Source organism: Kitasatospora sp. NPDC001095 (assembly GCF_053598615.1).
Genome location: NZ_JBSFKQ010000031.1, coordinates 1 through 19,048 on the forward strand (window position 1 = coordinate 1; position 19,048 = coordinate 19,048).

The following is a 19,048-nucleotide window of genomic DNA, read 5'->3' on the forward strand; positions in this document are numbered from 1 at the left end:
TCAGCCACGTGATCATTCTGACGGTCCAGCGTCGCCCGGCACGGCAACCGGGCGACACGTCACGACGGGGCGAACGTTGCCTGATGCGGCACTAGGGGGTGCGGTCCCAGCTGGAGGCGGACTAGAGGACCGATGCGGTGCAAGCCGGTGATGAAGCCCAGCGGGTCCCGGGCCAGGGGCAGGAGATGCCCGATCATTGGAAGGCCACCGGGCGCCCGCGGCAGCGCCGCGGCACCATCGGCCGTCACCCTTTCGTCCTTGAACGCGGCAATCACCGGGCCACGAAGCCTCACAGGTCCTCCAGGTAGTGAGGGGCTTCCCCACACCTCACCGCACCACCACCTCTCAGGACTGCTGACACCCTGATGCAGCGGACGAACTCCCCCGACCGACCCACGGCGCCTTCTCCCGCCCCGGTACCGCGGTTACCCGGGCTACACAACCACGATCGCTGTCGCGAGTGCCCGCGACCAGCAGACCACGGACTCGGGCCGCCACGTCGATCTGACTCCGGCCGGGTCCGCAGCGGTGTGGCGGGAGCGGAATCTCCGGACGCTGGCAAACGACATCCCGGCGGCCGGCCTGGTTCTCGTTTCGCGGGCGAGCCTCCCCAGCCCCTCTTCGGGCGTCCGGACGCCACCGACGCCCGGCTTGCCGATTTCGGCACGCCCGTCCTTACTCGTCTTACGAGCGAACTGATCTTTGAGGAGCGCACCGTTCTGGACAACGTCAGTCGTCTCGTGCGCGAAGACCTCTTTGCACAAGCGCGCACCTCGCCCACGTACTCGCGATGCAGGCGGTCGGTCCTCCTCTGGCGGCCCCCGCCTGATCAGCCTGGCCGGACCAGGAGAACGGCACGGCGAGGCTCGGCCGGCATAGCCCGGTGGGTACGGTGCCGAATTGCTCGACAGCATGCTGGCGGGCCCGGACCCGGTACCCGGCCCAGGGCTCCGATCAGCCGTTCGGGGCTCGCCTGCGGCCACCTACGCGACGCGTGATGGCTCGCGAGCTACATCTCTTCACCATGGTCGATGTCAGGCAGCGTCTCGCCGAACCGCTCCAACGCCGCCTCCGGCGAGCAGCCGAATGCGCGGCCGATGTACTCCCAAGTCATCATGCTGCTGCGGGCCTTGCGACCGGCCAGCAGCGCGGTCGACCCGGCGGCACGCTCGAACCGGGCCGCCGCACGGGCGGCCGCGTATGGTCTGTTCTCCGTCAGGTCGCAGATCCGGTCCACCAGGGCCGCAACCAGCTCCTCGACCTCGCGCGGCACGACGCCCTCGGCCAGGTCGACGTGTTGCTCCCAGTCCGCGAACGGACCGGTGGCTTCGCCGACCGCCTCGGTCGCCACGTCGTCGCCGAAGTCCAACAGGTGCAGCCGCTCACCTCGCCAGCCGCAACCGCAGCCACCGCGCACGGCAACGGCCCGAGGGCCATCCGCGCCGTTGTAGAGCCACCAGGTGGTGCGCCCGTCCGGCAGCGGCGCCGGCTCGCTGCCGTCCGCCAACACCGCCGCCGAGAAGCCCCGGTGGCGCTCGCTCTCGTCAATCCATGGCATGCCGCGCCCCTCCGTCCCTGGAGTACTGGCACCAGGGTTCGCGGCCCGCGACGCACTGTCAAAGCACCTTGACAATCGGTGCGATTCGCGCCTCAAGTGAGCTTCCCCCGATGAGCGGGAGGTGTTGATTAGCTGGTCAGGACGGGTTCGGATGGTTGGACGACCACTGGTTCGGCGGTCGCCTGGTCGGCGTAGTGCTTCGCCTCGTACTCGTCGGGGCTGAGCCAGTCGAGGCGCTTTTGGATGCAGCGGGTGTTGTACCAGCCGTCGATGTAGGCGAACAGGGCCAGGTCGGCGTCGGTGCGGGTCTCGAAGGTTGTGCGGCGCACGCACTCGGTCTTCAGGATGCTCCAGAAGTTCTCGGCCAGGGCGTTGTCGAACGAGTCGCCCACGGTGCCCATGCTCGGCTCGATTCCCGCTTTCAGCAGGCGGGTTGTGAGCTTGATGGACGTGTACTGGCAGCCGTGGTCGCTGTGGTGGATCAGCTTCCCGGGCTCGACCGGGCGCCCGTGCAGCGCGTACTCCAGAGCGGTGAGCACGAGGTCGGCGTCCGCACGCTCTGAGGTGTGCCAGCCCACGATTCGGCGGGAGAAGGCGTCGCGGATCGTGGCCAGCCACCACGGGCCCTCGCCGGTGGGGATCAGCGAGATGTCGGCGACCCACAGCCGGTTCGGGGCGCCCGCGGTGAAGTCGCGCCGGACCAGGTCCGGGGCGGAGTCGGCGGCCGGGTCGCGGCGGGTGAAGGAGCGGGGCCGGCGCGGGCTGACGCCCTGCAGGCCGGCCTGGCGCATCAGGCGCTCGACCCGCTTGCGGCTGACATGGGTGCCCTCGCGCCGCAGGACGGCGTGGATGCGCGGGGAGCCGTAGGTTTCGTCGGAGTCGGCGTGGATGCGACGGATGTGCTCGGTGAGTTCGACGTCGTGGCGCTTGCGCTCGCAGGGCTCGACGGCCTTGCGGCGCCAGCGGTAGTAGGTGGAGGCGGGGATGTGCAGTTCCCGGAGGACGGGCTCGGCCCCGAAGCGGTGCTGGTGCTCGTCGATGAGCTTCAGTACCGTCGCCGGGTCGGGTCGAGCTCCTGGGCGAAAAAAGCCGAGGCGGCCTTGAGGATCTCGCATGAGCGTCGCAGTTCGGCGTTTTCCTTGCGCAGAGCGGCCAGCTCCTCCTTCGCGGCAGTGGTCAGCCGGTCGTCGCGCTCGCCCCGGTCCGCCTCGTCCTGGCGGATCCAGTTCCGCAGGGCCTCGTGGTGCACGCCCAGGTCCCGGGCCATCTGACGGATCACGGGCTTCGGATCAGCGGCCCGGTACGCGGCAACAGCCCGCTGCCGCAATTCGGGCGGGTACTTCATCGGTGCAGCCATGGCAGAAGCTCCCTTCTCATGGCCAATCAGGCCACCTCCAGCAACCTTCCGCATCTCGGGGGAACCTCACAAGCCGTACTTGGCTCTGCTGTCCGTCACCCTCGAATTGTTCTCCCTCCCCGGGGCGATAAGACCCGTGCCAAAAACCCGCCAGCAGGTGGCGCGGACCATATTGCTGCCCCTCCCAGGGGGATGAGGCGGTGGCCGGCAACCCGGTCACCGTCACCGTGGCCTGGTTGTTACCCCTCCCAGGGGCGATAAGGCGGAGTGGACGGCGTACGGGATGGCCGGCCATCACGGGTTGCCACCCCTCCCAGGGGCGATGAGGCAAGGACACGCTCCACGGCCTGGCCCAGTACTTCGTGTTGCTACCCCTCCCAGGGGCGATGAGATCAGTACGTCGCGCTCGCTGACGTCCTGATCGTCACGTTGCTGCCCCTGCCCAGGGCAATGAGCCTGGCCGTGGCGAAACATGAGATGTACACAGACGAGTTGCGACCCATTCAACGGGTAATGAGACAGCGCGCTCCTACCTCCTGCAGCGGTGCGCGCAGATGTTGTTACCCCTCCGAGGAACGATGAGCCTCGACTTCCGCGGCACCTTCGACATCCTGGAGTACTCGTTGCTACCCCTCCGAGGGTGTGATGAGACGGGCGGGCCAGCTCCACAAGGCCCGCATGCTGCAATGATTGTCACCCCTCCAAGAGGCGATGAGATTGCCACATGGTCGTGGTCCCCGGAGACGTCAAGGGGTTGTTACCCCTCCGAAGGGCGATGAGCCCACTCCGGGTACCCCCGTGCAGTGCGACATCTGGGAGTTGTTACCCCTCCGAGGGGCGATGAGTCAGCGCCGATCCACGCCACCCACATCCACGGCATCACCTTGCTACCCCTGCGGGGTGATGAGGACCAGCGCGCTGGACATGCGCCGGGTGCCCGCCACCACATTGCAGCCCCTCCAATGGGCTATGAGACTTGCTGCAAGGTCAATGCCTGGCTGATCGCTAACCTGCTCAACGGCGCGGGTACGCGGAACACAGTATTGGTACCCCCGAGAGGGGCGATCAGTCGACCGCGGCCAGCGGGCGGCATTCTCCTTGATCACGTTGCTGCTCCTCCGAAGGGTGATGAGACGCCTACGTCATCACCCCGGTCTACATTGCCGGCCCGTTGCGACCCCTCCGAGAGGCGATGAGTCCGCGAAGAACTCCGAACTGCTGTCCGTCACCCTCGAATTGTTTTCCCTCCCAGGGACAATGAGACCAGGGATGCCTATTTCATCCGATAGACCGTCAGTACATTGTTACCCCTCCGGGGGCGATGAGACTACGTGGACCCGGAGACGGACGACACGCCGTGGTAGTTGCTACCCCGCCGAGGGTCAGTGAGCCTTCGCCAGCGCTGGAACGCTGACCGTGATCACCAAGTTGCCACCCCTTCGAGGGCGATGAGACGACATGGCGCGAGCGCGCCCACGGAGTTACTACCCCTCCCAGGGGCTATGAGGCCTCCGCTGGCCGCACCTGGACCTGCGCCGACTACGAGTTGCTACCCCTCCGAGGGGCGATGAGGCGCGCGTGGGCGTCTGCCGCCAGATGGTCTCCCGGGTGTTGCTACCCCTCCCAGGGACGATGAGGCTCGGTGCGCAACAGCGTTTCTGAGACTCGGCAGCAAGTTGTTACCCCTCCCGGGGGCGATGAGACTGGGCAGGACGTCACCCAGTCCGTCCAGTCCGCCGCGTTACTGCCCCTCCCAGGGATGATAAGACCAGAGGACAGGGCCCGCTTGCGCATGTCCATCAAGGAGTTGCTACCCCTCCCAGGGGCGATGAGACCACGGACTGGGTTCGCTGGATCGTCCCCTCGACCGCATTGCTACCCCCCAGGAGCGGTGAGGCGAAGCCGGAGTTCGTGCTGGAGCACGGCGCGAATTGGTTGCTACCCCTCCCAGGGGCGATGAGACCTGGGTCGACCTGGACCGCGTCATCGCGGAGATCTAGTTGCCACCCCTCCCAGGGGCGATGAGACCCGGGCATGTTCAGGGCGGGTGGCAAGCGGGTCTGTTGTTGCTACCCCTCCCAGGGGCGATGAGACCCGATGGTAAAGCTACAGGTCAGACGCCGGATATGACTGGTCAGTGAGTCAGGTTCTGCAGTAGGAGTCCGGTGATGCTGTTGGCCACGTCATGGCGCTGTGGTGCGCAGCTTGGCGTTGGTCTGGGTGGTCTTGTTCAACGGTAGGGCATCGAGTGCTGCCCGGGGTCGTGGGTGACTGTGCGCAATCTTGTGACGGCTGTCAGTGGTGCAGTTTAGGGTCCTGGACTGTGCGGCTGGTGGTTCGTCAGCTTGCTGGTTTGTCATGCCGTTTGAGCGTTGGAGTGCGGGATGAGGGTGCGGCTGGCCGTGGTGACGGCGGCGGCGGAGGTGCCGTGGGGCAGCGTGCTTGCCCCTGGTCGGGGGTTGGTCTACGGCGTGCTGGGGCGGGTGGCTCCGGAGCTTGGGCGCCGGTTGCACGAGCATGGTGAGGGGCCGCACGGGATGGCGCCGTTCGGGCATGGTGCGCCGGTGTTCTCGTCCGCACGTCGGCGGCCGGGGCGGTATGCGGCTGGCGGGCGGGGGGTGGTTGAGTTCGGCAGTCCGGTGCCGGCCATCGTGGAGGCGCTGGCGGCGGGGTTCGCGGAGCGTGAGTTGTTGGACTGGGGCGGGGTCGCCCTGCGCCTGACGGGCCTCGGCATGGTGGAGCCGCCGGAGTTCGCGGACGGTCGGGCGGTGTTGCGGACGTCAACTCCGGTGGTGATGAAGAGCTCCGGATACGGCGCGGATGGGGTGCGCGGTCCGCGTCAGGCGTGGGTGCTGCCGACGGAGCTGGAGTGGGCGGGCTATTTCCAGGGGAACCTGCGGCGCAAGGCCGAGACCTTGGGCCTGGACGCCGGGGTCAACCTGGAGTCGGTGTCCTGGGTGGGGCCGAAGAGGTCGTTCGCGGTGGGGCAGGGCGCCAAGCCTGGGGCCGCCGTCGAGGTGGAGCTGTCGGGAGCGCCGGAGACGCTGCGGGCCTTGTGGAGCTGGGGCCTGGGCCAGGCGAACTCGGCCGGGTTCGGCTGGGTGGCGGCATGACCGCGCCGGCTCGCGGTGACCTCGGCCAGGGCCGACTGGTGCTGACCGCGCACCCCTTGCAGCGGGTGGGGGCGTTCGCGCTCGCGGCCCTGGCCGGCGACGGCTCTCCGGAGGAGACCACCGAGGCCGATTTCGAGGCGGCGCTGTCGCAGATGGCCCGGGACGCGCTACGTGCGGCGCTCGGACGCGACAGCAAGGCACCGGACGGTTTCTGGTTGAAGGTCAGCTACTCCTTCTTCCCCAACACCGCGATGAACCACCCCAGCAACGGCAAGCGCACCGACGCCGAGATCACGGAGCGGGTGGAGCAGTGGCGGACTCTGTCCCCGCCGTCCGGCTGGCCGCCCACGGTGTGCTCGCTGTGCTCACGGCAGGCAGTCGGGTACTACGGGAAGAGCGACGTGCCGCTCGCCGAGAGCCAGTCGTACCGCAACACCACCCCGCGAGGCCACGACGGGATGGCACTGTGCTGGCCGTGTCTGTGCAGCTTCTACGCGCTGCCCTACGGGGTGCGCCTGACCGGCGGCCCGTCCATCGCCGTGCACAGCTGGGACGACGACTTCCTCCAGCACGCTGTGGCCGAGCAGGTCGACCACAACCAGATGCTCGCCGCTACCGGCGACGGCAGTAAGCGGCAGACCGGCGCGCAGGAGGTCGTCGCACTTGTCGCGCTGCGCACCCACCGCCGACCGATGGGCGCCGCTGTCGAACTGCTGGTGTTCAACAACAACAACCGCGGCCAGGAGCTGGAGACCCACGCGCTGGAGCAGCCGCTGGCCGAGTGGCTGCGCCGCACCCAGCGGCTGGGTGATCGGCGTGCGGGTTTCGCGGAGCTGGTTCGCGCCCATGCCAGTGCGTCGACGCCTGGGCTCGTGGCCTTGGCCCGCAACGTTTTCCGCTCGCCTGGCCGGATCGTGGCCGTCGGCCACGGCCGGCTGCTCGGCTGTCTGACCCGCACCGGGCGTGACCGGTCTAGGGCCGAGGCCCTGGCCGTGCTGCTCAACTCCTTTGCGACCGAGGTAATGCTGATGACCGAGAAAGACCTGGCCGAGATCGCCAGGACCGCCCGCAACGTGGCCGCGCTGCTGAGCACCGCCACCACCGGCGGCCGGTTGCGGAGCTTCCGCACGCTGCTTCGCGACCCGTCGAAGCTGCGCGGGTGGCTCACATCCCAGGGCGTGCAGTGGACCGTCAAGCCGCCCGCCGGAGCAGCGGGGCCGCTGGTGACTGAGCGGGGCTTCGAGCTGCTGTTCAGCCCGGTCTCGCAGAACCCGGCCTGGTTCCACCGGGACATGCTCCTGGTCGGTGTGCTGCAGGAGCTGAACTCGCTCGGCTGGAAGCCCGAGCAACCGGAGGAGGAGAGCGAGGAGGATCTCGATCCCCGCGACCTCGAAGCGATGACGTTTGACACGGAGGATGAGCAGCAGTGACGTACCTGGTTGGCAAGATCGTTCTGGATGTTGTGGCGGGAGCCCCGAACAACGGCTTGGCGGAGGACAACAACGGCAAGGTCAAGCAGTTGCGGGTCGGGCGGGACGTCCACCCGTACGTGTCCGCGCAGGCGTTCCGCCGCTGGCTGCGCGACAGTCTGCCCGTGCAGGAGTCGCGATCGCCGGTAATCCGCAGCGGCGCCGGGGCCAAGCAGCAGGCTTACACTGCGGGTCGTCCCGATCTGCACCTGGACGACGACCTGTTCGGCTACATGGTCGCGGTGAAGAAGGAGAGCTACGGCCGGGAGACGGTGCTGGCGACGGGCACGTTCGTGTCGGTCGTCCCGCAGCGGCCCACCAGCGACTTCGGCACCATGAGCCGGGACTTCCCTCCTGGCGAGCACCCGGTGATCCACTCCCACGAGCTCTACAGCGCCGTCCTGGCCGGGGATGTGCTCCTGGACCTTCCCCGTGTCGGTGTCTTCGAGACGGACGGCACGGGGCTGCGTACCGCGCTGAGCCCGGCCGCCGAGGAGGAGGCCGTCAATGCGGGTGCGGAGAAGACGGTGCTGCGCAGCGTCGGCGCGGTGCGGCTGCCCCTTGCAGAGCGCCGACGGCGGGTGGACACCGTGCTGCGCACGCTCGCCGCGGTGCGCGGCGGCGCGAAGCAGGCCCTCCACTACGGCGACCGCGCCCCGGCGCTGGTGCTGCTCGCTCCGGTCAAGGGCGGGGTGAACCCGTTCACCCGGATCGTCGGCGCCGACGACGGCCGGCCTGTCTTCCAGACCGATGTGCTGCGCGAGGAGATCGAGGCGTGGCGCGACGAGCTGGACGGCCCGGTGCTGGCCGGCTGGGCGCCCGGGTTCCTCGGCGACCAGCGTGAGAGGGCGGTCAAGGACCTCGCCGACCTCGTCGACAGCGGCGCCGTGGTCTTCGGGCACCCCCGGCTGATCCTCAACGGCCTGGCCGACCGGATCGGTGCGGGCGAGCACGACGCCTGGTTCGAGGACCCCGCGGTATGACGGCCGCCTCGGTCACGGCGCTGCGGGTGACTCTGACCGCGCCGGTGGTCTCCTTCCGCAACCACCTGTATGCCGGTGTGCAGGTCACTCATCCCTGTCCGCCGCCGTCCACCGTCGCCGGGATACTCGCGGCGGCGGCCGGCGGCTGGGACGCGGTCGACGTCGGCCTGCGGTTCGCCATGGCCTTCCACGCCGCCGGCGCCGGGGTCGACTTGGAGACCTACCACCCGCTGGATGCCACTGGGAAGGCCACCACCCCGGTCCCGCGTACCCGGGAGTTCCTCGCCGACGCCACCATGCGCATCTGGCTGCTGGACGATACCGAGTTATGGCGCGGCCGGTTGCGGAGGCCGGTGTGGCCGCTGCGGCTGGGCCGAAGCCAGGACCTCGTCGGAATCCGCCTCGACCACACCGTCCTCACCCCGGCCGAGGGGGAGCAGCGCAGCGCCGTCGTCCCCGCCTTCCCCAAGGCCCAGGGCACGCTGCTGCGACTGCCGACCGCAGTGGCCCCGGGGCGGGAGCGGACCGTCTGGGGCGACTACCGGCACGACGCCACCAGCCGCAGCCGCACCATCGTGCCCGGCAGCTGGTCGGATGCCGACGGCCAGGCCGTTCTGCTGCTGCCGCCCGTCCACCCCGGCGCCCACTTCACCACCACCGTCAGCCCGGCCTGACCCAGAAGAAGGAGACGACCTTGGGCACGAGCGCCGATCCCCTACGGACGCTGCTGGCCAAGAGCGCCCGCGGCGCCGTGCCGCCCGAAGAGCTGACGGTGCATCTGGAGACCACATTGACGGCGGGGGTCGAGTTCGCCCGGCGGGTCGGCCGGATCGAGGCCGCAGAGCATGTGCTGGACGGCCGGTTCTGGCCGGCCGCCCAGCTGAGCGGGCTGTACCACGACGGCGGCAAGCTCCCCGATGGCTGCCAGCAGATGCTCCTCGGCAGGGTCCGATCCTGGGGCGAGAGGCACGAGGTTGTCTCCCTCGGGTTCCTCCCCGCCCTCGTACCGGACGAGCAACTGTGCGGCTGGGTGGCCGCCGGTGTCGCCACCCACCACCGCGCACTGACCGGAAGCAACGGCCGCGATCTGCGCTTCCTCTACGACGGCCTGACACCGGAGGACCTCGCGAAGCGGATCGGCCCGATCGGCGAGAGCGCGGTGACGGCGCTGCTCGGCTGGCTGCACACCACCGCGACCGCGGCCATGCTCCCCACCACCCCGAAGACCAGCTCGCTGAGCAGTACCGACCTCATCGACGCGGCACACCGCACCCTCACCGAGCTGCTCCACCGCTGGGACCGACGGGTGACTCCCGACGTCGGCCTGGCCGCCGTCCTGCTCCAAGGGGCAGTAACGGTCGCCGACCACCTCTCCTCCGCCCACGGCTCCCTCCACACCACCCAGCCCTTCGACCACCGCTTCCGGCCCGCCCTTGAAGAGCAGATGGCCGCCAAGGGCCGGGCGCTGCGCGAACACCAGATCCGCGCGGCCGAGACCACCGGCCACCTGCTCCTGCGGGCGCCCACCGGCAGCGGGAAGACCGAGGCCGTGCTGCTGTGGGCGGCCCGCCAGGTCACGGAGCTCACCCAGCACTCGGGCGGCGTGCCCAGAGTCTTCTTCACCCTGCCCTACCTCGCCTCCATCAACGCGATGGCCGACCGCTTCGCCGACCTCCTCGGCAACCCGGACCTGGTCGGCGTCGCCCACTCCCGCGCCGCCTCCTACCACCTGGCCGCCGCCATCCACTCCACCGACAGCCAGGAGCAGGAGGAGACCGGGCCCTGTCAACAGAGCGAAGCCACCAAGGCCCTCGCCAGGGCGGCGGCCACCCGGCTGTTCCGCGAGAGCGTGCGGGTGGGCACGCCCTACCAGCTACTCCGCGCCGCCCTCGCGGGCCCGGCCCATGCCGGCCTGCTCGTGGACGCCGCGAACTCGGTATTCATCCTCGACGAGCTGCACGCCTACGACTCCCGCCGCCTCGGCTACGTCCTCGCCACGGCCCGGCTGTGGGAACGCCTGGGCGGGCGGATCGCCGTCGTCTCCGCCACCCTGCCCGACGTCCTCGCCGACCTCTTCAAGGACACGCTCGCCCAGGCACCCGCTCTGGTGGACACCCCCGATCTCGGCCTGCCGCCCCGCCACCGCTTTCAGGTCCGCCGCCACCACCTCACCGACCCAGCTACCACCCACGAGATCCGCGCTCGGCTCGACCGCGGTCAGAGCGTCCTGGTCGTCGCCAACAACGTCGCGCACGCCCTGGCCCTGTTCAGCGAACTCGCCCCGCACTGCGGGGCCCTCCACGGCGACGACAGCGCCTTCCTCCTGCACTCCCGCTTCACCCGCCAAGACCGCAGCCGTATCGAGCAGAACATCCGAAACCGATTCGCCAGCGCAGCAGCCCACCGCCTCCCCGGGCTGCTGGTTGCCACCCAGGTCGTCGAGGTCAGCCTCGACCTCGACCTCGACGTGCTGTTCACCGCAGCCGCTCCGCTGGAAGCCCTACTCCAGCGATTCGGCCGCATCAACCGCCTCGGCGCCTACGACCCGGCCGACGTCATCGTCCACACACCGGCCTGGAAGCGCCGACGCAACCAGCCCGGCGAGTACGCCGACGGCATCTACCCCCGCGAACCGGTCGAGGCCGGCTGGCACCGCCTTCTCGAACACCAGCACCGCATCGTCAGCGAAGCTGACGCAACCGGCTGGCTCAACACCATCTACACCACCGACTGGGGCCGGCGCTGGCACGACGACGTCACCAACCACCGCGACGCTTTCGACAACGCCTTCCTCACCTTCCGCCGGCCCTTCGCCGACCGCACCGACCTCGCCCAGACCTTCGACGAGCTCTTCGACGGCACCGAAGCCATCGTCGAACAACACCGCGACGCCTACGCCGATGCGCTCACCCAAGGCACCACCGTGGAGGGACGACTCGTCGCCGACCAGTACCTCATCCCCATGCCCGCCTGGGCCGCCCCACTCACCCGCTACGAGAAAGCCCTCAACGTCCGCATCCTTGACGCCGACTACGACCCCGACCTCGGCCTCCTCGCCATCCGCGGCCCCCACCGCCACGCCTACCAGACCAGCCAGGTCGCGTGAGGGCTGCCGGTAGCATCAGCAACGCACGGTAGGTAGGCTCATCGCCCCATTCAGGGGTAACAACCCCTTGAAGTCGAGTACTAGGGCGAAGGCTCAGCGGTCTCATCGCCCCCGGCGGAGTAGCAACTAGCGCAGACCAGCGGTGGCAGTACCGCCGTGCCTGCTCTCATCGCCCCTGAAAGGGGTATCAACTACCACTCCCAGGCGTCGAAGCCGAATGTTCCGCCGCCCTGACCTGCCTTGAAAGGGGCGGCAACTCCATGAGGCTGGCCGCCACGCGAACGTCGCCGAGCAGAATGACTAGATTCCGATTGGTGGCGACCAGCGAAGACACTGTCACCAGAGGCTCAGGGGACGCCCTTCTGCAATCGCTGCCCGAACGCGCGCGGCGATCTCCTCTTCGTCCTCACCACCGGCCAGACCGGCGCAGATGGCGGCGCCGATCGCACGGGAGCGTCCAGCGGGGCCGCGGAGGTCCGCGAGAGGGCTTCATCGTTCTTGACCGGTTCGGTTCAGTCCCCGGGCATGGTGGGACAAACCATGCCCGGGGCCGTGCCGGACGTCCGGCACGAACATCAAATTACCGGCGCCTCAAGGCCGCAGAGCAGTTGATGCCCAACCGCGCAATTTCTGGATCGCGCGAAAGATCTCGAACAAATAATTGGCGTTTACGTTCAGATGGCATCCGGATTCGCCAATCTGTGCGCATATTCCTTCTACGCCCGACGAATTGGATGCGCCCGCCCCGGATAGTCTTCGGAACAGGCAAAGAGCCAGGCGACTGTTGCTGTGAACTACGGATCGCTCTCGCGATCCGTTACCGAAGTCGCGGACCGCGGCGGTCCGAGCGACACCCCTCAGCGGTTCGGCGACCTGCTATCGGACCGTTGCCGCCGACCTTCGTCAAGCTCATCCACGTAGTGCGGACGTTGCGGCATGAGCTTGACCTTCTTCCGGGCAGGGGCGTTGAGCACCTCGTGGATCTCGTGCTCCAGATCCGCCCACAGAGCGGGGAGATCGTCAGTGGCCGGTTTCAGGTCCAGGAACTCGGCGGGGACGGGCCTGCCCATGGTCGTGCAGGTGCTCCACACGGCCGCATTCATGATCTGGTCCGCCGCCTTCGTGACAAGGGGCGGTGATTCCGCCGCGAGGTACAGCCGTGCATAGCTGGCTTCCATGGCCGCGTCGCCCGTAGCCCGAAAGATCCGCCGGCCTTCGTCAGCCCCGGCTCCTTGCTGCTTCGCCGCGGTGAACGCGCGGGCGGCGTCGAGCCACATGTCGATGAATGCCCGGAACTTCTGGTAGGCCGCGAGGAGGTCGATGTGGTCCGGGTGTTCGGCAAGCGCGTACGGGGAGAACGGGCTCAGTCTCGCCTTGTAGTGGAGCATGGACTTCCGGTCGATATCGCCCCGGTCGAACAGCGTGTGGCAGGTCGGGCAGAGGGCGATCAGGTTCTCGAACTCGTGGCACTTCACCTTGGCCCAGGGCCTGATGTGAGCGATCACGAGAACGGGCATGCGGCAATGTGGGATGGCGCACCGGTGGCCGGCTTCGACTCGGACCCTGCGGTCCAATTCCCTTGGAATTGCTGGGCGGTTGGCGGGCATGACCATCAGGGTAGAGCAGTCTGCTGACACAGCACCCCGCCTCGCTGGTCGATACGGCTACTCCGCTGGCCAGGGCACGGAAGCGAAGACGCCGGGCGCCGCCACGACGGCCCAGCCGACCGCTCGGGTCCACCGGAACAAGGTGTCCGGCGCAAAGTAGCTGGCGAGCCATAGTTCGTCCACATGCTCGGGGACGTTCGGGTTGCCTGTGGGCTGGAAGGCGTTGGTGAGTGCCATGCCGATGCTCATGTGCGAGGAGTCCACCCAGACGAACAGGATCGTGTGCAGGCCGTCGTTCTTGGCGCGCCGGAGCTTGCCGATCTTGTTCGCGGCGGTGTTGGTCAACAGGAAGGCGTCGACGTGCGGGGTGACCGCGTCGGCGGTGGCGGTGGCGGTACCTGTGTCGAGGGTGCTGGGGATGATCCGTCCACGGACCTCCGACCCGTCACCGACCCGCGCGACGGCCCGCAGGCCGAGGCTGTGGACCTGGGCGATGTCCTCGGGGACTGGGGCATCGGCCGGAGTGGCGGCTTCCCATTCGCGGACGCTGATCCGCTCGACGCCCCGGGACTCCAGGTCGGCGAGAAAGTCGATCAGTTTCCGCTGGGCGTCTCCGCTGACCCGGGCGCCCTGGGCGAACTCCACAAACCAGCCAGCCGCGAGCTGCGGGTATTCCGTCCCGACGTGCTTCTTGTCGATTGCAGCCCACAGCCCGACCCGCTCCCGATCGAGGCTGGAGGTGACCTCCAGCGCGTACGTCGGCTCTGCCCGGCCGGGCTCCGCGAGCAGCGCGTCGATCATGCCGGGCCGGGAGTTGTCGTCCCGGGTGTGGGTCCAGGTGTCGAGGACGTGGTTGACCAGGGTCTCGGCGGCCAGTTCCTCGTGGCGGGGCGGTTTCGGGTTCTTCGACATGTCGAGGACGGTAGTAGCTGACGACCTACACCGCGTGGCGAAGTGCTGATCGCAACGGATTCCCTCTACTCTCGTCTTGGGCCCGGAGGTGGTCCACGGCTGGCCGTTCGCCCGGACGAATTGTGCTCGGAGCCGACGGGTGGGATGCCCAACCTCCTCGCGATTCGCCGTGCCATCAGACGACACCACCGTCTCATTTCGCGGCGCAGTCCGGGCTGTCGCCAGCGAGGATCTTCCATGCCGCATGTCAACGACCGTGCGCGCCTCAAGCAGTACCTGGCTCTGCTCTCCGTGCCCCAGCGTGCGCTGCAGGCGGCCGCGGTCAACGGACGGATCGAGCTGGATACCAAGGACGCCGGCCAGGAGGCTTTCCAGGCCCTGCTGTGGGACCTGTTGTTCAGCTCCAGCCACTCTCACCCATGGGACCACCGTGGCGGAAGGTCGTTCCGTGAGCTCGCCGGGTACGTCGAGTGGATCATGCCCGCGCCACATCAGCTGACGATCCAGGCCAGCGTGGCTCCACGGGTAGCCAACTACCTGTTGCCGAAGACCGTGACCTACACTGACGGCTCACATGTGCACTTCGGTGTCCCGGGCCTGCGGATCGAACGTGTCTCTGCTCGCGCCGTCCACTTGCTTCACCTGCCCACGCAGGGCCGTCTTGAACTGCGCGAATTTCACCGTGGCACCGTGCGGTTGATGCACTCGCGCCTACGGTGGGAAACCGGTTCTGTCAAGACCCCGGAGAACCTCACGTTCTGGCACACGGCGGGTGTCACGACTGCCGAGGAATCCGCTTCCCCGCACTGGGCTCCCACCTCGTGTACGCCGTTGCGCAGTCGGCTGATGGTGCGTGCGAGCACCTGGTGGAGGGATTGGTCCCACACCGCCGAGATCGTGCCCGCGCGGCGGAGCAACACCAGTCGTTGCCTGAAATGGAGCGAGGGGCCCTCCCCAATCGAAGTAGGGGACCTACTGGTCAACAGTGCCATCCAAATCGCCGACGCTGTCAGCGTCTCCCACCCTGACGAGCCCGATGTCAGTGTGCTGAGGCTCGGCTCCGCCGCCATCGAGCTGGCGCGCTCCCGCTAGAGAAGCCGTCCAGCGGCGTTAGGTGCCCCCACTCAAACGGCTCCCAGCGTGCGCCAGCCAGGCGCCGAGGGCACCGTCGAGGTATGGGTGTACTGGTGCTGCTGGAGGTTCTTAACGGATTCGACCCGGATGAAGCGGACCCCACCTTCATCCGGTCGGTCCACGCCGCCGCGAGCGATCCTGAGGTACCGGAGGACCCACTGCCGACGACGCTCTGTGGCGTCCGTACGGACCCGTTGGTGCACACGCACTACCAGGCCGGTTTCGGAGAGCCGTGGTATCCAGCAGCGTTCGAGGACCGGCGATGCCGTGAGTGCGAGAGGGCCCTTCGGCGGATGTAATTCAGGCGCCGGGCACATGCGCCTCGGCTCGTGCTGCATGCTCAAGTGATCTCGCCAGCAGGGCTCTCCTCGGCTACCGATCACCCAGTCGGCCAACCTGCCAACGTCCTCGGCCCTTGACCTCCACGAACATCGCGTAGGAAGTCAACACTTCCAGGACGGCCGCCATCCGGGCAGCGTGTCCGGCACCCGGGATGTCCTCGCCCAGACGCTCCACGATCTGCGTACGGGTCAACGGTGCCCGGGAGCCGACCAATGTCCGGGCCACTCGGTGCAACAGCGTGTCGCCGGGCGTGCCCCGCTCCGCCTGCTGCCACCGGTCCTCACCTCGGGCGTGCCGCTCAGTAAGTGCGGCTATCTCCTTCGAAGCGCGGGCCATCAGCACGGGCAGCATCGGCGGCCTCTGCGCGGGAACCCGTGGATGCTTCTTGTTCAGCCAGTACAGGGCCCCGGCAGCCCCAGCACCCACTGCCGCTAGAACTGCCAGTTGCTTCGGGGTCGACTTGCCGATCTTCGCCAGGCCGTGCCCCAGGGCACGTGCCGCGGTGCCCATCAGGACTTCGGCCTGCTGCTCGATGTCGGCCATCCGGCCCTCCGTCACCCCGACGTCCCCCAGGGCCTTACGCAGGGCTGCCCAGTCGGCGTCCGCCAGCCCGCTGGCGACCAGATCCTTGTCGGTTCCGATGAGGACCACCGGGGCGATCACGTCGGCCAGCAGCAGCATGGGCACGTCCGAGGCGTCGCGGTCCGCGAGCACCTCACCCTGCGGGGTCATCGGCAGGTTGGTGGTGTCCACGACGTACAGAACGGGCGCGTACCGGGACTGCCACAGCTCCAGAGCCCGCCCTAGATCGAACCGGCCGCCCTCGCGATGCCGGTCAGCCAGCACTCGCGGCACCTCGTCCCACACGTGGGCTGGGATCAGGCACCGCACTGTTCTCGCCCGTGCCCCTGCGACGAACGATGACGGGTCCGGGCGCTTAGTGGCTGCGATGATGTCCGTAGTCAGCACGGAGGTGTCAAGCAGCGCGCGACGCAGTTGTTCGCGCTGGTACAGGGTGCGCCGTACGGCTGGCGCCAGCTCGCTCATCCGCGCATCGTAGTGCGGGCGTTGATCGACCGGTGCGGGATTTCGACTCCGTGCGAGGGCTAAGCCGACCGCACAGGAACAATCCGAGCTGCTTCGGAGTATTCGGGCAGGCCAGGGTAGCTACTCGACTTCGAGGAGAACCCAACGTCAAGCCCGAAGTCGTCGCGGACCTCAAGTCCCCCACCTGAGTCCGCGAGGGCCGGCCGCTGGTGCTGCTCGGCGACTCCGGCATCGGCAGGTCCCACCTACTGATCGACATCGGCACCGCCATCAACCGGTCTTCTGCCACGGAGCGCGAGGGAAAGTCACTCCGGCCCGGACCGCCGCCTCGTGCTCGGCGTCGTCCTTGAAGCGAGCCCGTTGGCCGCAAGGGCGCTTGCCTCGGTAGTGGGCCTCTCCGTGGACCTGAAACTTGTCTCGGCGTCGATCGCGCTCGTCCCGATAGGTTCCAAGGATCTTCTTCTTGTGGGCTCGGGCGATCCACCGGCGCAGCGTCAGACCGTTCAGGTCTAGATCCCAGTAGTGGGAGATGACGCGACGAGGCGGAACACCGAGGTGAACCGCCGTCCGGTAGGCAGCAGCCACGGCGTGAAGGTGTGCGTCTCCCCGGTGGTGCGCGGGTAGCGCTTCGAGCGTGGCCAGGATGTTCATACTGACCTGGCTGTCCCAACCGGAGCCGACGGCCAGCTTGATGAACTGGTGGACGGGGAAGGCGCGCAATAGTCGGGGCGGCAGAAGCTGTGCGGGGCCGTTAGCGTGGTGCGGACTGGGCTGGATCGTCAGGCCACGGACGCGGTCCCGGGCTTCTCCGGTGAAGATCGGGATCTGCACCTTCCATTCCCGCCACCCGGGGAAGTCCTCGTAGACGAATGCCGAGTTCGTGACGGTCGTCTGCCGCGAGGGGAAATCGGACCAGGCCGGGGGCTTGGTTGCCGTGGGGTCCGGAGCGGGTGAGGTGCACGGGGCCCTCGTTACCGCTCTGGCACTCGTCTCCCTGATGGTCAGGCGGAGGTCCTCCGCTTCGTTGATCCAGTTGTAGGCGGTCCTCTCCGAGCAGTCCCAGGCCGACTGGATCATCTGCGGGCCGTGGACGCCAGCCGCCGCTGCTGCACGGTGGAGTGCAGCAACTGCCTCGGTGAAGCGACGGTTGCCGCCCCGAGGGCGGGTGACCGCGAGATCCAGGCGCCGGGCGCTGTCCATGCCGAGCACGCGCGCGGTCACTGCCAGCGTGAAGGCGGTGGTGAACGGCAGTCGGCGGAAGAGCGGCTCGGTCAGAAGGTGCGTGCCGGACGCCGCTGGTTGAAGGGTCAGCGCAGCCGGCCGGACCAACCCTGACGCGAGCCCTCGCAGGCCCACCGTGATGATCCAGTCTTCGGCCCCGGCGAGCCCGGCCAGCGTGACCGACCCGAATTCTGCGCCCAGCTCGGTGCCCGCTGAGCGGATGTCGATCTCCACTGAACCCTCCACTGCAATCAGGCTCTATGTGAGGACCTGTGCCGCGACTTCCGAGCAGCCAGGGTAGAGACATCGCCCCACGGGGTGCTCTACCCGCAGGCGCCTGCCGGTATCCCGCTTCTCACTTTGACGTGGAGGTCAAGATGACCGTCGCCGAGCCAACCGGCCCGTGCTCCTGCCAACACTGCATCATCCTGCGGGGCCGGGTGCTCCGGTTCGCCAACCGGGCTGCCGCTGCTGTTGGGGTCGTGCTCGGGATCGCCGGGGTGTTGATCACCCTGCGGGCAGTCCTGCTGCTCCCGGGCCCGCACCCTGCGGACGCTCTCCCCTGGGCCGGCGTCGCCGCCGCGCTCTTCGCGGCTCGGATCGCGGTCACCCAATTCTGGAACCGCGAGTAACCGACCCGGCCGGGTAGCCCGATGCCAGGTGCGACATCGGCCACCGCTGCGTGATCCCCTAATCGGACTGCACCAGCTGCTGATCAGCGGAGGCGCGGTCCCTGCGGGTCATGTTGGATCTGCTGCGGGCTCGGTTGAACCGGCTGGCGCTGCTCGACGGGCTTGGGTCGACGGCCGGGCACGTGCCGGGCGGTCCGGGTGGGCTGTCCGCCGCGCTGCTGGAGCTGGTCGCGGTGGGCCTGGCGCTCGGCCTGGCGGCCAGCTCGGCGGCGCTCGGCGAGGGTCGGCTGACGCTGTTCCTCCGCCTGCGGCTGCTCGGGCCGGACGGCCTCTGCGGTGAGCTGGCGTCGCTCGGCGAGCACGGTGGTGACCTGCTCGGTGACGGTCTGCTGGGTGAGGGCGGCGTCGTCCAGTCGCGGGAGGCTGGCGAGCCAGGTGGCACCGGTCCGGGCCGCGACGGCGCGCAGGATCTCGGTCTGGTCTGCTTCGGGCAGGCGCGGTAGACATCGGCGGCGAGCTGGCGGAGGGCCTGCTGGTCGGTGGTCGCGGGGGTGATCTCCGCGCTTG

The 19,048-nt window shown here is 68.5% G+C and carries 16 protein-coding genes; 8 read left to right on the forward strand and 8 right to left on the reverse strand.

Going from position 1 to position 19,048, the window contains the following annotated elements:
* Positions 1-434: 434 nt before the first annotated feature.
* The 4 genes from ACWDBB_RS23585 to ACWDBB_RS23600 form a co-directional block, all read right to left on the reverse strand.
* Positions 435-764 carry a hypothetical protein gene (locus ACWDBB_RS23585; RefSeq protein ID WP_449791489.1) on the reverse strand — a complete coding sequence of 110 codons (330 nt, stop codon included), beginning with the start codon at positions 762-764 and terminating at the stop codon, positions 435-437.
* A 245-nt stretch (positions 765-1,009) separates the two neighbouring features.
* Positions 1,010-1,558 (reverse strand): hypothetical protein, encoded by a 549-nt coding sequence (locus tag ACWDBB_RS23590; protein ID WP_449791490.1) that lies wholly within the window; start codon positions 1,556-1,558, stop codon positions 1,010-1,012.
* 128 nt (positions 1,559-1,686) lie between these two features.
* Positions 1,687-2,673: an IS3 family transposase gene (locus ACWDBB_RS23595; RefSeq protein ID WP_449791491.1), complete on the reverse strand. Its 987-nt coding sequence runs from the start codon at positions 2,671-2,673 to the stop codon at positions 1,687-1,689.
* A complete protein-coding gene (locus ACWDBB_RS23600; RefSeq protein WP_449791492.1) occupies positions 2,604-2,915 on the reverse strand; it encodes a transposase in 312 nt (103 codons plus the stop codon). Before ACWDBB_RS23600 ends, ACWDBB_RS23595 begins: the two co-directional genes overlap by 70 nt.
* Before the next feature lie 2,384 nt (positions 2,916-5,299).
* On the opposite strand from ACWDBB_RS23600, the gene ACWDBB_RS23605 reads away from it, so the two are divergent.
* The 5 genes from ACWDBB_RS23605 to cas3 are packed head-to-tail and all read left to right on the forward strand — an operon-like array spanning position 5,300 to position 11,586.
* Positions 5,300-6,028, forward strand: a complete 729-nt coding sequence (locus ACWDBB_RS23605) for a CRISPR-associated endoribonuclease Cas6 (protein ID WP_449791493.1) — start codon at positions 5,300-5,302, stop codon at positions 6,026-6,028.
* Positions 6,029-6,066: 38 nt separating this feature from the next.
* Positions 6,067-7,458, forward strand: a complete 1,392-nt coding sequence (locus ACWDBB_RS23610; protein WP_449791494.1) for a hypothetical protein — start codon at positions 6,067-6,069, stop codon at positions 7,456-7,458.
* A complete protein-coding gene (gene cas7i / locus ACWDBB_RS23615; RefSeq protein ID WP_449791495.1) occupies positions 7,455-8,480 on the forward strand; it encodes a type I-B CRISPR-associated protein Cas7/Cst2/DevR in 1,026 nt (341 codons plus the stop codon). Before ACWDBB_RS23610 ends, cas7i begins: the two co-directional genes overlap by 4 nt.
* On the forward strand, positions 8,477-9,154 hold the full coding sequence (cas5, locus tag ACWDBB_RS23620; RefSeq protein WP_449791496.1) for a CRISPR-associated protein Cas5: 678 nt from the start codon (positions 8,477-8,479) through the stop codon (positions 9,152-9,154). Before cas7i ends, cas5 begins: the two co-directional genes overlap by 4 nt.
* A gap of 20 nt (positions 9,155-9,174) precedes the next feature.
* Complete coding sequence (cas3, locus tag ACWDBB_RS23625) at positions 9,175-11,586, forward strand: CRISPR-associated helicase Cas3' (protein WP_449791497.1); 2,412 nt, start codon at positions 9,175-9,177, stop codon at positions 11,584-11,586.
* 857 nt (positions 11,587-12,443) lie between these two features.
* Here the strand turns inward: cas3 and ACWDBB_RS23630 are convergent.
* Both ACWDBB_RS23630 and ACWDBB_RS23635 read right to left on the reverse strand, forming a co-directional pair.
* Positions 12,444-13,199 (reverse strand): HNH endonuclease, encoded by a 756-nt coding sequence (locus ACWDBB_RS23630; protein ID WP_449791498.1) that lies wholly within the window; start codon positions 13,197-13,199, stop codon positions 12,444-12,446.
* 51 nt (positions 13,200-13,250) lie between these two features.
* On the reverse strand, positions 13,251-14,105 hold the full coding sequence (locus tag ACWDBB_RS23635) for a hypothetical protein (RefSeq protein WP_449791499.1): 855 nt from the start codon (positions 14,103-14,105) through the stop codon (positions 13,251-13,253).
* A 237-nt stretch (positions 14,106-14,342) separates the two neighbouring features.
* Between ACWDBB_RS23635 and ACWDBB_RS23640 the strand changes: the two genes are divergently transcribed.
* Complete coding sequence (locus ACWDBB_RS23640; RefSeq protein ID WP_449791500.1) at positions 14,343-15,197, forward strand: hypothetical protein; 855 nt, start codon at positions 14,343-14,345, stop codon at positions 15,195-15,197.
* Between the two features lie 414 nt (positions 15,198-15,611).
* Here ACWDBB_RS23640 and ACWDBB_RS23645 read toward each other — a convergent pair whose 3' ends face one another.
* Positions 15,612-16,628, reverse strand: coding sequence for a PIN domain-containing protein (locus ACWDBB_RS23645; RefSeq protein WP_449791501.1), 1,017 nt, complete (start codon positions 16,626-16,628; stop codon positions 15,612-15,614).
* A 270-nt stretch (positions 16,629-16,898) separates the two neighbouring features.
* Complete coding sequence (locus ACWDBB_RS23650; protein WP_449791502.1) at positions 16,899-18,083, reverse strand: hypothetical protein; 1,185 nt, start codon at positions 18,081-18,083, stop codon at positions 16,899-16,901.
* Positions 18,084-18,226: 143 nt separating this feature from the next.
* Here ACWDBB_RS23650 and ACWDBB_RS23655 point away from each other — a divergent pair, with 143 nt between their 5' ends.
* Positions 18,227-18,481 carry a hypothetical protein gene (locus ACWDBB_RS23655; RefSeq protein ID WP_449791503.1) on the forward strand — a complete coding sequence of 85 codons (255 nt, stop codon included), beginning with the start codon at positions 18,227-18,229 and terminating at the stop codon, positions 18,479-18,481.
* 110 nt (positions 18,482-18,591) lie between these two features.
* Positions 18,592-18,984 (forward strand): hypothetical protein, encoded by a 393-nt coding sequence (locus ACWDBB_RS23660; protein WP_449791504.1) that lies wholly within the window; start codon positions 18,592-18,594, stop codon positions 18,982-18,984.
* Positions 18,985-19,048: the final 64 nt, after the last annotated feature.

Bases quoted from the DNA above. Each gene is read 5' to 3' on its own strand.
- ACWDBB_RS23590 (WP_449791490.1), bottom strand. From the start codon at position 1,558: ATGCCATGGATTGACGAGAGCGAGCGCCACCGGGGCTTCTCGGCGGCG.
- ACWDBB_RS23595 (WP_449791491.1), bottom strand. From the start codon at position 2,673: ATGCGAGATCCTCAAGGCCGCCTCGGCTTTTTTCGCCCAGGAGCTCGA.
- ACWDBB_RS23600 (WP_449791492.1), bottom strand. From the start codon at position 2,915: ATGGCTGCACCGATGAAGTACCCGCCCGAATTGCGGCAGCGGGCTGTT.
- ACWDBB_RS23605 (WP_449791493.1), top strand. From the start codon at position 5,300: ATGAGGGTGCGGCTGGCCGTGGTGACGGCGGCGGCGGAGGTGCCGTGG.
- cas5 (WP_449791496.1), top strand. From the start codon at position 8,477: ATGACGGCCGCCTCGGTCACGGCGCTGCGGGTGACTCTGACCGCGCCG.
- ACWDBB_RS23630 (WP_449791498.1), bottom strand. From the start codon at position 13,199: ATGGTCATGCCCGCCAACCGCCCAGCAATTCCAAGGGAATTGGACCGC.
- ACWDBB_RS23635 (WP_449791499.1), bottom strand. From the start codon at position 14,105: ATGTCGAAGAACCCGAAACCGCCCCGCCACGAGGAACTGGCCGCCGAG.
- ACWDBB_RS23640 (WP_449791500.1), top strand. From the start codon at position 14,343: ATGCCGCATGTCAACGACCGTGCGCGCCTCAAGCAGTACCTGGCTCTG.
- ACWDBB_RS23645 (WP_449791501.1), bottom strand. From the start codon at position 16,628: ATGAGCGAGCTGGCGCCAGCCGTACGGCGCACCCTGTACCAGCGCGAA.
- ACWDBB_RS23655 (WP_449791503.1), top strand. From the start codon at position 18,227: ATGACCGTCGCCGAGCCAACCGGCCCGTGCTCCTGCCAACACTGCATC.
- ACWDBB_RS23660 (WP_449791504.1), top strand. From the start codon at position 18,592: ATGTTGGATCTGCTGCGGGCTCGGTTGAACCGGCTGGCGCTGCTCGAC.